The sequence below is a fragment of the Pseudomonas mosselii genome (assembly GCF_003205295.1).
GTDB classification, from domain to species: Bacteria; Pseudomonadota; Gammaproteobacteria; order Pseudomonadales; family Pseudomonadaceae; genus Aquipseudomonas; species Aquipseudomonas mosselii_B.
The window spans coordinates 20089-35259 of record NZ_QJRP01000019.1 but is presented as its reverse complement, the minus strand read 5'-3'; the positions used below and the strand labels follow the sequence as shown (position 1 = coordinate 35259).

The following is a 15171-nucleotide window of genomic DNA, read 5'->3' as shown; positions in this document are numbered from 1 at the left end:
ACTCCCAGTACACTGCGCGTTCCAACACCTACTTCTGTTGATTTCGAGGTTTTGCATGACGCTCAGTCCTTTGGCAGGCAAGCCGGCTCCGGCCAGCGTGCTGGTCGATATCCCCCGCCTGTTGACCGCCTACTACACCGGCCGTCCCGACGCCGCGGTGGCGGCCCAGCGCGTGGCCTTCGGCACCTCGGGTCACCGCGGCACGTCGTTCGAACTGAGCTTCAACGAGTACCACGTGCTGGCGATCACCCAGGCCATCTGCCTGTATCGCCAGGAAAAGGGTATCGACGGCCCACTGTTCATCGGCGCCGACACCCACGCACTGTCCGCCCCGGCCGCCGCCAGTGCCCTGGAAGTGCTGGCCGCCAACGGCGTGCAGGTGATGCTCAGCCAGGATGACGAGTACACCCCGACCCCGGCGGTGTCCCACGCCATTCTTTGCTACAACCGTGGCCGCCAGCAGGGCCTGGCCGACGGCATCGTCATCACCCCGTCGCACAACCCGCCGCAGAGCGGCGGCTTCAAGTACAACCCGCCCAACGGCGGCCCGGCCGACAGCGACGTGACCAAGTGGATCGAGGCCAAGGCCAACGAGCTGCTGGCGGCGAACCTGGCCGGCGTCAAGCGCATGGACTACAAGCAGGCGCTGGCGGCACCGACCACCCAGCGTCATGACTACGTCGGCAGCTATGTCGCCGACCTGGAAAACGTCATCGACTTCGAGGTGATCCGCGGCGCCAACCTGCGCCTGGGCGTCGACCCGCTGGGCGGCGCCGGGGTGCGCTACTGGTCGGCCATCGCCGAGCGCTACCAGCTGAACCTGGAAGTGGTGAACACCGAGGTCGACCCGACCTTCCGTTTCATGACCGTCGACTGGGACGGCCAGATCCGCATGGACCCTTCCTCGCCGTACGCCATGCAGGGCCTGATCGGCCTGCGCGAGCGCTTCGACGTGGCCTTCGCCTGCGACCCCGACCACGACCGCCACGGCATCGTTACCGCCGACGGCCTGCTGCAGCCGAACAACTACCTGGCCGTGGCCATCGACTACCTGTACCGCAACCGCCCGCAATGGCGCAGCGACGCGGCCGTGGGCAAGACCGTGGTCTCCAGCGGGCTGATCGACCGGGTCACCGCCGCGTTGGGTCGTAAGCTGTACGAAGTGCCAGTGGGCTTCAAGTTCTTCGCCCAGGGCCTGTTCGACGGCTCGCTGGGCTTTGGCGGCGAAGAGAGCGCCGGCGCCTCGTTCCTGCGCAAGGACGGCAGCGTCTGGGCCACCGACAAGGACGGCCTGATCCCTGCGCTGCTGGCGGCCGAAATGACCGCCCGCACCGGGCGCAACCCGAGCCAGATCTACGCCGAGCTGACTGCCAGGTTGGGCAAACCCTACGCCACCCGTGTAGAGGCCAAGGCCGATGCGCGGCAGAAGGCGCTGCTGAGCAAGCTGGCGCCGGAGCAGGTCAAGTCCACGGAGCTGGCCGGCGAGCCGATCCAGCAGATCCTCAGCCACGCGCCGGGTAACAACCAGGCCATCGGCGGGCTGAAGGTAATGACCGAGAACGGCTGGTTCGCCGCCCGCCCTTCGGGCACCGAGGACATCTACAAGATCTACGCCGAGAGCTTCATCGACGAGGCGCACCTGGCGCGCCTGGTGGCCGAAGCCCAGGTGCTGGTGGACGCGGCGATCGCCTGATCGACGCTGATACGCATCGCGGGGCAAGCCCGCTCCCACTGCCTACTTCATTCAGGCGTGGGAGCGGGCTTGCCCCGCGATTGGTTTGGTTGTTCCATTGATGGAACGATCCATGCCATTTCAGCTATCTACCGCAGTATTGGCCTCATCTGTAAGGTGTAACCCATCAACAGGAGGCTTCTCATGAAAAAGATCCAGGGTATCCACCGCAGCCCCCACGCCCACTGGGTGGGCGACGGCTTCCCGGTGCGCAGCCTGTTCACCTACGACCATCTGGCCCGGCACATAAGCCCGTTCCTGCTGCTGGACTACGCCGGCCCCCACGACTTCACCCCGACCACGGCCCGGCGCGGCGTCGGCCAGCATCCGCATCGCGGCTTCGAGACCGTGACCATCGTCTACCAGGGCGAGCTGGAGCACCGTGACTCCACCGGCGCCGGCGGCCTGATCGGGCCGGGCGACGTGCAGTGGATGACCGCGGCGGGCGGCATCATCCACGAGGAGTTCCATTCCCCGGCCTTTGCCCGCAGCGGTGGCACCCTGGAGATGGTGCAACTGTGGGTCAACCTGCCGGCCAAGGACAAGCGTGCCGCAGCGGGCTACCAGACGTTGCTGGCCAGCGACATTCCGCTGGTGGAACTGGAAGGCGAGGCGGGCAGCCTGCGGGTGATCGCCGGACGTTACCTGGATCATCAGGGACCGGCGCGCACCTTCACCGAGATGGACGTCTGGGACCTGCGGCTGAAGGCCGGTGCCTCGTTGCAACTGCCATTGGTTGCCGGGCGCAATGCCGCGCTGGTGGTGCTGCGCGGCAACCTGCGGGTCAACGACGAGCGCGAGGCCGGCCCGGCCAGCCTGGTACTGCTGGAGCGCGATGGCAGCGATGTGCGCCTCGAGGCGCAGGAGGAGATCAGCGTGCTGCTGCTCAGCGGCGAGCCGATCGACGAGCCGATCGTTGGCTACGGGCCGTTCGTGATGAACAGCCAGGCGGAGATCGCCGAGTCGTTCGATGATTTCCAGGCCGGGCGGTTCGGGCAGATGGGCGGCGTCGAGCGCGGCGCCCGACAATGACAACGCGTTGACTCCAATCACCGGCAAGCCGGCTCCCACAGGATCTGTGCTATCCCTGTGGGAGCCGGCTTGCCGGCGATTGCTTTTTCAGGGGATCAATCCTGATCCGGCACCACCGCGATCACATCGATTTCCATCAGCCATTCGGCTTGGGCCAACCCTGCCACCACCAGCCCGGTGGAAATCGGGAACACCCCCTTGAGCCACTTGCCCACTTCCTTGTACACCGGCTCGCGGAAGCGCGGGTCGGTGATGTAGGTAGTGGTCTTGACGATATGCGACAGGTCAGAGCCCGCTTCTTCGAGCAGTTGCTTGACGTTCTTCATCGCCTGCTCGGCCTGGGCCTGCGGATCGCCCAGGCCCACCAGCCGGCCTTCGAAGTCGGTGCCGACCTGCCCGCGCACGTAGATGGTGTTGCCGGCCCGCACCGCCTGGCACAGGTCGTTGTCCAGGGTCTGGTTGGGGTAGGTGGCCTTGGTGTTGAACATGCGGATGCGAGTGTGGGTAGGCATCAGAGGGCTCCGAAGGTGCTGACGTTGCTGATCGAGGGTTGCTGCTCATCCGCTGCGCGCTGCTCGCGGTCGCGGTAGGCCAGGTAGGTGCGCTGGGTGGCGATGTGGCCGGCGACGTGCTTGGCGTCGTGCCACACGCCCCAGATGAACGACGAGCCACGGCGCGACAGCCAGGGCAGGCCGAGGAAGTACACGCCCGGCTCCTTCGATACACCGCGCTGGTGCTGCGGCTTGCCGTTGGCGTCGAAGGTGTCCACCTGCAGCCAGCTGAAGTCCACGCCGTAGCCGGTGGCCCAGATGATGCTCCTGACGTTGGCCTGGGCCAGGTCCAGTTCCAGCAAGGGCTGGCTGACACAGGCCGGGTCGGGCAGGCGCTTGCGCGCCTCGGGCTCCTGCGGCAGGTCCAGGCCGTTGCGTTCGATATAGGCGTCGGCGGCGTCCAGCAGGGCCAGGTAATTTTCGTCGCCGCGGTTGATGTTCTCGGCCAGGTTGTCCTGGAAGCGGGCCACGCCGCCTTCGAACGACTGGGTCAGGCCGACCAGGGTCATGCCCTGGTGGGCGAGGGCGCGAAAGTCCACGGTGTGGCCGCCACGGGCACCGGACACGGCGATGGTCACATGCTCGCGGCCGGGCTTGGCGATTTCCGCGTCCCACTCGCCGAGCACGCCCAGCCACCAGCAGAAATCGCGGTTGCGGTAGCTGCGCGGCGGACGGTCATGGGCGCCGACCGACAGGTACACCTGGCGTCCGGCACGCATCAGTTCCTCGGCGATCTGCACCCCGGAGGAACCGGCGCCGACCACCAGCACCGCGCCTTCTGGCAGTTGCTGTGGGTTGAAGTAGGCGGCGGAGTGGATCTGGTGCAGGCTTTCGTCCTTGGGCGCGATGGCCGGGATCACCGGGCGCTGGAACGGGCCGGTGGCGGCCACCACGCGGTTGGCGCGGATCACGCCCTGGTTGGTGTCGATGGTGAAGCCCGGGCGGTCGGTGTTGCGCACCACCTTCTTCACCTCCACCCCGGTGCGCACCGGCAGGTTGTACTTGCGCACGTACTGCTCGAAGTAGTCGGCAACCTGGTCCTTGCCGGCGAAGGCGTCGGCGTCGAGGTCAAATTCCAGGCCCGGGAAGCGGTCGTGCCAGACCGGCCCGTTGGCCACCAGCGAATCCCAGCGTCCGCTGCGCCAGGCCTCGGCGATGCGCTTGCGCTCCAGCACCAGGTGCGGCACGCCGAGCTTGCTCAGGTGTTCGCTCATGGCCACGCCGGCCTGGCCGGCGCCGACCACGAGGGTGTCGATTTCGATGTTGTTCAGTGTCATGTCCCAGCCCTTCTTCAGCGGCGTTCTTGTTCAGGTCGGTGGGGACCGCCTTTGCCTGGGGCCAGACTAGGGATGGGGGGGAAATCGCGAAAATAGTATTTAGCTGGGGGTTGCCGATAAATTGGCGAAGGCCAGTGTTGTGGAGCGGATGTTCAGGGTTGTGCAGGATCTTGTAGGAGCGGCCTTGTGCCGCGAAAGGGCTGCGCAGCGGCCCCGGGATTTCAGCGTTGATGCAAATATTGCCGGGGCTGCTCTGCAGCCCTTTCGCGGCGCAAGGCCGCTCCTACATAGAATGCACTCGGGCCTCCATAGTTTTTTCCTGCCCAGTGCCGAGGAAAATGTTGGTTTCGCAGCTTCCGGGGCCCACCGAGAATGCCGGTAACCTCAACACAGGAGCTGCACCATGACCTTCTCCATCATCGGCCGCTGCCAGGAAACCGGCCAGGTCGGCATCGCCATCAGTTCATCGAGCATCGCCGTTGGCGCCCGCTGCCCGTGGGTGCGGGCCGGGGTCGGAGCCGTGGCCACCCAGAACATCACCCTGCCGGCCCTCGGCCCGCAGATCCTCGACGCCCTCGAACAGGGCCAGTTGCCGCCCGCAGCGGCGCTGGACCGGGTGCTGAGCGCCAATGGCTGGAGCGAGTATCGCCAGGTCACGGTGATCGACAGCCAGGGCCAGGTGGCGCTGTTCACCGGCAAGGAGGCCCTGGGCGTGCACAACGCCGTGGCCGGCGAACAATGCGCGGCGGCCGGCAACCTGCTGTCGTCGCGGGCGGTGATCGAGGCCATGGTGGCGGCGTTCGAGCAGGCCGGTGGCCATCTGGCCGACCGCCTGCTGGCGGCGATGCACGCGGCCATGGCCGCCGGTGGCGAGGCGGGGCCGGTGCACTCGGCGGCGTTGAAGATCGCCGGTGAGCTGACCTGGCCCTTGGTGGACCTGCGCGTGGACTGGGCCGAGCACGATCCGATCGGCGAGCTGGACAGCCTCTGGCAGGCCTACCGCCCACAGATGCAGGACTATGTCACCCGCGCCCTGAACCCGACCGCCGCGCCGAGCTATGGAGTGCCGGGCAATGAGTGAGGCTTCCAGCCGTGCGCTGCTGGAGCGGTTGGTCGGGTTCGCCACGGTCAGCCGCGATTCCAACCTCGAGTTGATCGCCTTCATCCGCGATTATCTGGCCGGGCTTGGTGTTGCCTGCGAGCTGTTCCACAACGAAGAGGGCACCAAGGCCAATCTGTTCGCCACCATCGGCCCCGCCGACCGTGGCGGCGTGGTGCTCTCCGGGCACACCGATGTGGTGCCGGTGGAGGGCCAGGACTGGACCGTCGAACCCTTCCGGCTGACTGAGCGTGAAGGACGCCTGTACGGTCGCGGCACGGCCGACATGAAGGGTTTCATCGCCTCGGTGCTGGCGGCGGTGCCGGCGTTGCTCGCCCAGCCGCTGAAATTGCCGGTGCACCTGGCGTTCTCCTACGATGAGGAAGTCGGCTGCCTGGGGGTGCGCTCGATGCTCGCCGCCTTGGCACAGCGCCAGCACAAGCCGCGGCTGTGCCTGATCGGCGAGCCCACCGAGCTGAAGCCTGTGCTCGGTCACAAGGGCAAGCTGGCCATGCGCTGCCAGGTGCAGGGCGCCGCCTGCCACTCGGCCTATGCCCCCTACGGCGTCAATGCCATCGAGTACGCGGCGCGGCTGATCGGCAAGCTGGGCGAGATCGGTGACGACCTGGCGCGCCCCGAGCATCATGACGAGCGCTTCGACCCGCCGTTCTCCACGGTGCAGACCGGGGTAATCAAGGGCGGCCGGGCGCTGAACATCGTCCCCGCCGAATGCGAGTTCGACTTCGAGGTGCGCGCCTTGCCCGGCTTCGCGGCGCAGGTCGTGGCCGATCGGCTGCAGGCCTACGCCGAGACACAGTTGCTGCCGCGCATGCGGGCGGTGAGTGGGGTGAGCGATATCCGCCTGCGACCGTTGAGTGCCTACCCAGGCCTGGCCACGCCTGCCGACAGCGAGGCGGCGCGCCTGGTGGCCTTGATCAGTGGTTCGAGCGACTTTGGGACGGTGGCCTTCGGCACCGAGGGCGGCTTGTTCGACCAGGCCGGCATTCCCACCGTGGTCTGCGGGCCGGGGAGCATGGAGCAGGGGCACAAGCCCGACGAGTTTGTCAGTGTCGAGCAGCTACAGGGATGCGATGCCATGTTGCGTCGGCTGGTGGACCATTTGCGACAGGATTGACTGCACATGCCCATCCGCTCCCACCCAGCGGGCAGGAGCGGGCGTCATTCGCGGCTTATGCCGGCACCATCGCAAAGCCTACGCCGAACCGGTTCCAGGCATTGATGGTGGCGATGGCCAGGGTCAGGTTGGCGATCTCCTTGGCGCTGAAGTGTTCCAGCAGCGCCTGGTACTCGTCCTGCGGCGCGCCACGCTCGGCCAGGCGGGTCAGGCTTTCGACCCAGGCCAGGGCGGCCCGCTCGCGTTCGCTGAAGTAGCGGGTCTCGCGCCAGACGCTCAGGGTCTGCAGGCGCGCCTCGGTTTCGCCGGCCTTGCGCGCATCGTTGGCGTGCATGTTGACGCAGTAGGCGCAGCCATTGATCTGCGAGGCGCGCAGGCGGATCAGTTCGAGTAGCGAGTGCTCCAGGCCCGAGGCGACCAGTGCCTGCTCGAGGCCGATCATGGCCTTGTAGGCTTCCGGCGAGTGCTTGGCCCATTCGATACGGTCATGCATGGTGAAACTCCAGGTCGACAAGAGGAAAGTGGCACTACCTTAGCGCCAGGCAGGGCGGCGCCGAATAGCCAATCCCGCGCTTTGCCAGGAGGCCAATCTGTCATTCGGATGAGCACTGACAGGCATCCAATCTCTTCATTTCTGCCAGGGCGGTCGAGCCGGGATAATGGGCGGGTCTTTACTGGAGAACCGTTTCATGTCCGCAGATCGATTCATGCGCGAGGCCCTCGCGCTGGCCCGTGCCAATATCCAGGCCGGTGGCCGCCCCTTCGGCGCCGTGCTGGTCCATCAAGGGCAGGTGATCGCCCGCGCCGTCAACGAGATCCACAATACCCAGGACCCCACCAGCCACGCCGAGATGCAGGCCATCCGCCAGGCCTCCCAGGTGCTTGGCCGGGCTCGCCTGGACGGTGCCGAAATCTACGCCAGCGGCCATCCGTGTCCGATGTGCCTGGCCGCCATGCACCTGTGCGGCATCGAGCGAGCCTGGTTCGCCTATGACAACGACGAGGGCGAACCCTATGGTTTGTCCACCGCCGCGGTGTATGCGCAGATGGCCCGCCCGCCTCAGCAGCAGAGCCTGCCCCTGCGCCCGCTGAAACCGGCGGGTGAAAGTGGCCTGTACCGTGAATGGCAGCAGGCCGGCGAAGCATGAGGGGCGCGTTGAACCTGTTGCTGGTGGTGCTGCTGGCGCTGAACCTGCGGCCGATCCTCACCAGCATTGGCCCGCTACTCGAACCGATGCGCCAGAGTACCGGCCTGGGTTACCAGCAGGCGGCGCTGCTGACCGCGCTGCCGGTGCTGTGCATGGGCCTGGTACCGCTTATGCAACCCTGGCTGCGGCGCTGGCTGAGCGAGCATGGCGGCATGCTGGCGGGGCTGGCGGCCATTGCCCTGGCGTGCCTGTGGCGCCTGCAACTGGACAGTGCTTGGGCGCTGATTGCCAGCGCGGTGGTCGCCGGCCTGGGCGTTGCCGTGGTGCAGGGCATGATGCCGGGGCTGGTCAACCGCTGGTTCCCCGGCCGCCTGGCGGCGACCATGGGGTTGTATTCGGCGGCATTGATGAGCGGCGGTGGCCTGGCGGCGGTGATGGGCCCGTCGATCACCGCGCACTTCGGTCATTGGCAGTTCGGCCTTGGCCTGTGGGCGCTGCCGGCGCTGCTGGCTATCGTGGCGTGGATCGCCCTGCGCCCGCGAAAGGACACGCCGACCCTGGCCGGTGGCGGCGGCGGGCACTGGTTCGGCAACCGTCGGGCCTGGCTGCTGGCGCTCTACTTCGGGCTGATCAACGGCGGCTACACGAGCATGGTCGCCTGGTTGCCGGCCTATCACCTCGAGCACGGCGGCACGGCCCAGGGCGGTGGCGAGCTGGTCGGCCTGATGACCATCTTCCAGGTCTGCGGCGCCCTGGGCCTGCCGTTGCTGCTGCGGCGCCTGGTCGATCGCCGGCCGGGGTTGTGGCTGGCCTTGCTGATCCAACTGGCGGGCTTTCTCGGTTTGCTGCTGGCGCCGGCCAGCGCCATGGGGCTGTGGGTGGCGCTGATCGGCCTGGGCCTGGGCGCATGCTTCAGCCTCAGCCTGACGCTGACCCTGGAGCACCTGCGCACACCCGGCGAGGCCGGCAGCCTGGCGGCTTTCGTCCAGGGCGTGGGTTTTATCGTCACCGGTATCGTGCCGTACATCACCGGCTGGCTGCGTGATGCCAGCGGCGACTTCCAGGCCTCCTGGGCCCTGCTGACCTGCACGGTGCTGGCGATGCTGCTGGTGACCGTGCGGTTCGCCCCGAAAGGCTATGCCCGGGCCATCGCCCGTGATGGCCGGGCGGCTGCGACAGTGCTCAACTGAGGCGCTGGAGGGTGTCACCGACCCGGTCCAGTGCCGGGTCGATGTCCAGCAACTCGATGGCACCAAAGCCGAACAGCAACCCCGGCCTGACAGGCGCCTCGCTGAAGAACGGCGCCAGGGAGTAGAGGCCGACCTCCACCTTGCGCGCCAGGTTGATCAGCAGCTCGACATCCACCCCGGGCTTGGCCAGCGCGCTCAGGTGAAAGCCGGCGCTGGCCGGCACCGCCTCGAACCACGGCGCCAGGTCGCCGCCCAGGCGCGCCAGGATCCGTTCGCGGCGGGCGCTGTACACTTCGTGGCAACGGCGGATGTGCTTGTTCAGGTGACCTTCGCTGATGAACCGCGCCAGGGCCCACTGCTGCAGGCTCGGGCTGTGCCAGTCGCTCAGGTGCTTGGCCACGCAGGCGGCCTGCAGCACGGCCGGCGGCAGTACCGCGTAGCCCAGGCGCAGCTCCGGCAGCAGGGTTTTGGAAAAGGTCCCGACATAGGCCACCAGGCCATGTTGGTCCAGGCGCTGCAGGGCTTCGGCGGCCGGCCCCTGGTAGCGGAACTCGCAGTCGTAGTCGTCCTCGATGATCAGCGCGCCAAGCTCCGCGGCCCGCGCCAGCAACGCCTGGCGCCGCGGCTCGGCCATGGGCATGCCCAGCGGGAACTGGTGCGAGGGTGTCACGTAGATCAGCCGGGTGCCGTCTTCGATCTGCTCGACGCACAGCCCCTGGTCGTCCACCGGCACTGACTGCAGGTGCGCGCCCAAGGCCAGGAACAGCTGGCGCGCCGGTGGGTAGCCCGGGTCTTCCATGGCTACTTTGCATCCGGGCTCGACCAGCACCCGGGCGATCAGGTCCAGGGCTTGCTGGGCGCCATTGCACACCAGTACATCGCTGGGCTCGCACTGGATGCCGCGGGTGAAGGCGATCTGGTGGGTGATGGCCTCGCGCAGTTCGGGCAGGCCCTGGGCGGAAAACTGTCGGTCGGGGTGGCGCTGGCTGCGGCGCAGGGCATAGTTCATGCAACTGCGCCAGTGGTCGTAGGGGAACTGCGCCTTGCTCGAGGCGCCGCCGATGAAGTCATAGCGCGACGGCGCGTCCAGCGCCCGCCGACCCAGCACCGTGGCGCGCTGACGCCAGCGTTCGAGGGTTTCGGCGGCGGCCAGGGGGATGTTGTCGCTGTCGCTCTGGCGCGGCGTGTGGCGCGGGGTGATGAAGGTGCCGCGACCGACCACGCCACTGAGCAGGTTGTCGTAGGTCAGGCGCGAGTAGGCTTCGGCCACGGTCTTGCGCGAAACCCCCAGCTGCTCGGCCAAAAGGCGCGTGGGTGGCAGTTGGGTGCCGGCCGCCAGGTGGCCGCTGTCGATGCCGGCGCGCAGTTGCTGGTAGAGCTGGTCGGCCAGGCCTTTGCGGCCTTCGAGGCGGATGTGCAGTTCCATCGGGGCAGGGGGTCCGAAGCGCAGGGGGTGTAAAAGCTTCGGGTTTTATCGACAAAGCTGCAAGGGGCCCTACTGACGATCGCGCAGGGAATAATACCCGAGAGCGAGTGGCATACCCTGTGGGAGCGGGTTTACCCGCGAAGCAAGCAACGCGGTGGATGGCACCGGCTTTGCCGGTGTTCGCGGCTAAAGCCGCTCCCACAGGTTCCTGCTAAATCAACAAGTCATGTGCAGTTCCATGAGAGGGACGGCGTGTTCACAGGCGAGCGGTACTGATGGTGATGTAGCCTTTTTCCGGCAATGCGATGCGGATCACCGTCTCGTCCTCGCAGGCCTTGCGTTTCTGTTGGATGCACACGCCATCCACCGCTGCTTCGCGCATGCGCGCGGGGATGGCGCGGCCCTTGGCATCGAAGAAGGCTTCGCTGGCGAGCAGCTCGACACGCTCGATCAGCTGGCGGGTGTGTTCATCGGTGGCGCAGAAGAACCGCACCCCGGACAGGTGCGGGTTGTCGTCGGGGTTGCTGACCTCGTGGGCCAACAGTTGACGCAGGGTGTGGCGCAGTTCGCGGGTAGGGCGATGAGCATTTGTGGGCATGGCATGGCCTCGTCTGGATGGGGTTGGCCGCGCCGGGGCGGCGGTCACGTCTCCAGTCCTGATGATGTTTTGCCGAGGGTGGGGCAACAATCTAGAAGCTTCCGTACTTTCGGTAGGAGGGTTCCGAAATTACAGGCACCAGGTTGAACATCGCCTTGATCCGCGTCAGGTGCGGGGCACAATTTCCGCGGCCTCGACAGCGCCGGGCTCAAGTGCCGCCTCGACGATTTCGATCCAGTGCCGCACCGGCGTGCGACCGGCGCCGCCCAGGTGCAGCTGGCAGCCGATGTTGGCAGTGGCGATGACCAGTGGGTTGTCGCTTTCCAGGGCATTGAGGCGGTTGTCGCGCAGCTGGCGCGCCAGCTGCGGCTGGGTCAGTGAATAGGTGCCGGCCGAGCCGCAGCACAAGTGGCTATCCGGCACCTGGGTGAGATGGAAGCCCAGCCGGGCCAGCAGACCTTCCACCGCGCCGCCAAGCTTGAGGGCGTGCTGCAGGGTGCAGGGGCAGTGGAATGCCAGGCGCTGCTCGGCGCATAGACCCAAATGCTCCAGTGGCTCGGCCTGCAGCACCTGTACCAGGTCACGAGACAGGGCGCTGACCCGAGCGGCCTTGGCGGCGTAGCGTGGGTCTTGTTGAAGCAGGTGGCCATAGTCGCGGACAAAGGCGCCGCAGCCGCTGGCGGTTTGCACGATGGCCTCGGCGCCGGCCTCGATGGCCGGCCACCAGGCGTCGATGTTGCGTCGGGCGCGGTCGAGGCCTCGTGCCTGGGCATCCAGGTGATAGTCCACGGCGCCGCAGCAACCGGCCTGGTGGATCGGCTCGACGCTGATGCCTAGCCGGTCGAGCAGGCGAGTGGCGGCGGCATTGGTGTTGGGTGAAAGGGCCTGCTGCACGCAGCCTTCGAGCAGCAGCACGCGACGGGTGTGGCGCGGCATCGGACGTTGGCCCGGGGTGACGACCTGCGCCGGCAGCTTGTCCTTGAGGCTGGCCGGGAGCAGGGGATACAGGGCCTGCCCGGCGCGCACAAGCGCCTTGAATGCGCCCGGCCTCGGCACCACGGCGCGAAGGCCCGCGCGCAGCAGGCGTTGCCCCGACGGCCGGGGGACCTGCCGGTCGACCACGGCGCGGCCGATGTCGAGCAGGTTGTGGTATTCCACCCCCGACGGGCAGGTGGTCTCACAGTTGCGGCAGCTCAGGCAGCGGTCCAGGTGCGCCTGGGTGCTGGTGCCCGCCGGTTCGCCTTCGAGCACCTGCTTGATCAGGTAGATGCGCCCGCGAGGCCCGTCCAGTTCATCGCCGAGCAGCTGGTAGGTGGGGCAGGTGGCGGTGCAGAACCCGCAGTGCACGCAGGAACGCAGGATGCGTTCGGCCTCGTCGGCGCGGGGCAACTGGCGGGCGGATTCGCTCAGGTGGGTTTGCATGCCGTGGCCTCACAAGTGCGCGTACAGGCGGCCAGGGTTGAACACACCCTGGGGATCGAGTTGGCGTTTCAGCGCCTGGTGATAGCGCAGCATCAGCGGACCGAGCGGGGCGCTGCTGTCGTCGCCGGGCGCGTAGGCGGTGGCGTGACCGCCGGCCTCGGCCGCCAACGCCCGGATGATGGACGCCGGGGCGTCGGACTTGAGCCAGCGCTGGGCTCCGCCCCAGTCGATCAACTGTTGTCCCGGCAGTTCGAGTGCACCGCAGGCCATGGGCAGGGACAGCCGCCACAGCGTTGCGGGTGCGGTGAAGAACGCCAGGCGCTGCTCGCGCAGGTCTTGCCAGAAGCCTGTGTCGAACGCTTCACCACCCAGGCGCTCACGGGCCGAGCGCACCGAACCTTCGCCGCCCTCCAGGCGCAGATGCAGCGCCTCGCCGTCATGGCAGGCGGCGCTGACTGGCAGCGCTTGTCGGCCCCATTCGGCGAGTGCGGCGAGTGCCTGCTGCGTGCTCATCTCCAGGCGCAGGCCCAGGCATTGGCGCGGTTGCGGCAGCACCTTGAGTGACACCTCGGTGAGCAGCCCCAGGCAGCCGAAGCTGCCCGCCATCAGCCGCGACACGTCGTAGCCGGCGACATTCTTCATGACCTCTCCGCCAAAGCGCAGGTGCTTGCCGTGGCCGGTGATCAGCCGGGTGCCGAGTACATAGTCACGCACCGACCCGGCCCAGGGACGGCGTGGCCCCGACAGCCCGGCCGCGACCATGCCGCCCACCGTCGCCTCGGGGCCCAGGTGCGGTGGCTCGCAGGCCAGCATCTGCCCGGCCTCGTGCAGCGTCTCCTCGACCTCCCGCAGGGGCGTGCCGGCGCGGGCGGTGAGTACCAGCTCGGTGGGGTCGTAGCCAACGATGCCCCGATGGCCGCGGATGTCGATGACCTGCCCGGTTACCGGGCGACCGAGCATGGCCTTGCTGTTGCCGCCCTGGATGCGCAGCGGGGTGCGCTGGCTCAGCGCCTGGTTGACCTGCTCCAGCAGTTCCTGGCCGAGGTCGCTGTCCATCAGAAACGCTCCAGGTCGGGGAAGGGCAGTTGCCCGTGGTGTACATGCAGCGCGCCGAACTCGGCGCAGCGCTGCAGGGTGGGGATGTTCTTGCCCGGGTTGAGCAGGCCCCGGGGGTCGAAGGCGGCCTTGACCGCATGGAACAGGGTGATCTCGTCGCTGTTGAACTGTGCACACATCTGGTTGATCTTCTCCCGGCCCACGCCGTGTTCGCCGGTGATGCTGCCGCCGACGGCCACGCACAGTTCGAGGATCTGGCCGCCGATGGCCTCGGCACGCTCCAGTTCGCCGGGCAGGTTGGCATCGAACAGGATCAGCGGGTGCAGGTTGCCGTCGCCGGCATGGAACACGTTGGCCACCCGCAGGCCGTACTGCCGGGAAAGCGCGCTGATGCCCTTGAGCACCTGCGGCAACTCCCGGCGCGGGATGGTGCCGTCCATGCAGTAATAGTCCGGGGAAATGCGCCCCACCGCCGGGAAGGCGTTCTTGCGCCCGGCCCAGAAGCGCACGCGCTCGGCTTCGTCGCAGGCCAGGCGCACCTCGCGGGCGCCGGCTTTTCGTAACACGGTATCGACCCGGGCGCAGTCGTCCTGCACGTCGGCTTCGACGCCGTCGAGCTCGCACAGCAGGATTGCCGCCGCATCCAGCGGGTAGCCGGCATGGATGAAATCCTCGGCGGCACGGATCGCCAGGTTGTCCATCATTTCCAGCCCGGCGGGGATGATCCCGGCGCCGATGATCTCGGCCACCGCGCCCCCGGCGTCCTCGACGCTGTCGAAGCTGGCCAGCAGCACCCGCGCCACCTGCGGCCTGGGCAGCAGCTTGACGGTGACCTCGGTGACGATGCCGAGCATGCCCTCGGAGCCGGTGAACAGCGCCAGCAGATCAAAGCCGGGGCTGTCCAGGGCGTCGCTGCCCAGTACCAGGCGCTCGCCTTCGACGGTGAGGATTTGCACCTTGAGCAGGTTGTGCACGGTCAGGCCGTACTTCAGGCAATGCACGCCACCGGCGTTCTCGGCGACATTGCCGCCGATCGAGCAGGCGATCTGCGAGGAGGGATCGGGCGCGTAGTACAGCCCATGGGGTGCCGCCGCCTGGGAGATCGCCAGGTTGCGCACGCCAGGCTGGACCCGGGCGAAGCGGCCCTGCGGGTTGACCTCCAGGATGCGGTTGAAACGCGCCATTACCAGCAGGATGCCCTGGCTCAGCGGCAGCGCGCCGCCGGACAGGCCGGTGCCAGCGCCGCGCGCCACCACCGGCACGCCGCGCTGGTGGCACAGACGCAGCAGCGCCTGCACCTGCTCCAGGCGTTCGGGCAGCGCCACCAACAACGGCAGCGTGCGGTAGGCCGAAAGGCCATCGCACTCGTAGGGCCTGAGGTCTTCGCTGCGGTGCAGGATCTCCAGGTCGGGCAAGGCCTCATACAGGGCGGCCAGCAGCGCCGGCTTGTCCACGGCCGGCAACGGTCCATCGACACGTTCGTCGTAAAGGATATTCATGCAGAC

At 67.7% G+C, this 15171-nt stretch carries 14 protein-coding genes; 6 read left to right on the top strand and 8 right to left on the bottom strand.

The window, feature by feature from the left end; all coding sequences use genetic code 11:
- The first annotated feature begins 55 nt into the window (after positions 1 to 55).
- Positions 56 to 1693 carry a phosphoglucomutase (alpha-D-glucose-1,6-bisphosphate-dependent) gene (pgm, locus tag DMX06_RS17845; RefSeq protein WP_110738663.1) on the top strand — a complete coding sequence of 546 codons (1638 nt, stop codon included), beginning with the start codon at positions 56 to 58 and terminating at the stop codon, positions 1691 to 1693.
- 183 nt (positions 1694 to 1876) lie between these two features.
- Entirely contained in the window at positions 1877 to 2764 is an 888-nt protein-coding gene (locus DMX06_RS17840; RefSeq protein WP_110738662.1) for a pirin family protein, read from the top strand.
- A gap of 95 nt (positions 2765 to 2859) precedes the next feature.
- Here DMX06_RS17840 and DMX06_RS17835 read toward each other — a convergent pair whose 3' ends face one another.
- Complete coding sequence (locus DMX06_RS17835; RefSeq protein ID WP_110738661.1) at positions 2860 to 3276, bottom strand: RidA family protein; 417 nt, start codon at positions 3274 to 3276, stop codon at positions 2860 to 2862.
- Positions 3276 to 4592, bottom strand: a complete 1317-nt coding sequence (locus tag DMX06_RS17830) for a flavin-containing monooxygenase (protein WP_110738660.1) — start codon at positions 4590 to 4592, stop codon at positions 3276 to 3278. Before DMX06_RS17830 ends, DMX06_RS17835 begins: the two co-directional genes overlap by 1 nt.
- Before the next feature lie 403 nt (positions 4593 to 4995).
- On the opposite strand from DMX06_RS17830, the gene DMX06_RS17825 reads away from it, so the two are divergent.
- Complete coding sequence (locus tag DMX06_RS17825) at positions 4996 to 5673, top strand: DUF1028 domain-containing protein (protein WP_110738659.1); 678 nt, start codon at positions 4996 to 4998, stop codon at positions 5671 to 5673.
- A complete protein-coding gene (gene argE, locus DMX06_RS17820) occupies positions 5666 to 6826 on the top strand; it encodes an acetylornithine deacetylase (RefSeq protein ID WP_110738658.1) in 1161 nt (386 codons plus the stop codon). The genes DMX06_RS17825 and argE overlap by 8 nt, the downstream gene beginning before the upstream one ends.
- A gap of 55 nt (positions 6827 to 6881) precedes the next feature.
- Here the strand turns inward: argE and DMX06_RS17815 are convergent, their stop codons facing one another.
- Positions 6882 to 7319 carry a carboxymuconolactone decarboxylase family protein gene (locus DMX06_RS17815; protein WP_050706207.1) on the bottom strand — a complete coding sequence of 146 codons (438 nt, stop codon included), beginning with the start codon at positions 7317 to 7319 and terminating at the stop codon, positions 6882 to 6884.
- A 196-nt stretch (positions 7320 to 7515) separates the two neighbouring features.
- Between DMX06_RS17815 and DMX06_RS17810 the strand changes: the two genes are divergently transcribed.
- Together DMX06_RS17810 and DMX06_RS17805 are read left to right on the top strand one after the other, a co-directional pair.
- Complete coding sequence (locus tag DMX06_RS17810; protein WP_110738657.1) at positions 7516 to 7974, top strand: nucleoside deaminase; 459 nt, start codon at positions 7516 to 7518, stop codon at positions 7972 to 7974.
- On the top strand, positions 7971 to 9164 hold the full coding sequence (locus DMX06_RS17805) for a cyanate transporter (protein ID WP_110738656.1): 1194 nt from the start codon (positions 7971 to 7973) through the stop codon (positions 9162 to 9164). Before DMX06_RS17810 ends, DMX06_RS17805 begins: the two co-directional genes overlap by 4 nt.
- On the opposite strand, the gene pdxR is transcribed toward DMX06_RS17805, so the two are convergent.
- From pdxR to glcD, 5 genes are all read right to left on the bottom strand, one after another.
- Positions 9157 to 10590: a MocR-like pyridoxine biosynthesis transcription factor PdxR gene (pdxR, locus tag DMX06_RS17800; protein WP_110738655.1), complete on the bottom strand. Its 1434-nt coding sequence runs from the start codon at positions 10588 to 10590 to the stop codon at positions 9157 to 9159. The two genes, DMX06_RS17805 and pdxR, sit on opposite strands and share 8 nt — an antisense overlap.
- A 256-nt stretch (positions 10591 to 10846) precedes the next feature.
- On the bottom strand, positions 10847 to 11188 hold the full coding sequence (locus tag DMX06_RS17795; RefSeq protein WP_110738654.1) for a hypothetical protein: 342 nt from the start codon (positions 11186 to 11188) through the stop codon (positions 10847 to 10849).
- 165 nt (positions 11189 to 11353) lie between these two features.
- The gene (gene glcF, locus DMX06_RS17790; RefSeq protein ID WP_110738653.1) at positions 11354 to 12610 is read right to left on the bottom strand and encodes a glycolate oxidase subunit GlcF; all 1257 of its coding nucleotides are present in this window, start codon (positions 12608 to 12610) and stop codon (positions 11354 to 11356) included.
- A gap of 9 nt (positions 12611 to 12619) precedes the next feature.
- Complete coding sequence (gene glcE, locus DMX06_RS17785) at positions 12620 to 13666, bottom strand: glycolate oxidase subunit GlcE (protein WP_110738652.1); 1047 nt, start codon at positions 13664 to 13666, stop codon at positions 12620 to 12622.
- Positions 13666 to 15165, bottom strand: a complete 1500-nt coding sequence (gene glcD, locus DMX06_RS17780) for a glycolate oxidase subunit GlcD (protein WP_110738651.1) — start codon at positions 15163 to 15165, stop codon at positions 13666 to 13668. The genes glcE and glcD overlap by 1 nt, the downstream gene beginning before the upstream one ends.
- Positions 15166 to 15171: the final 6 nt, after the last annotated feature.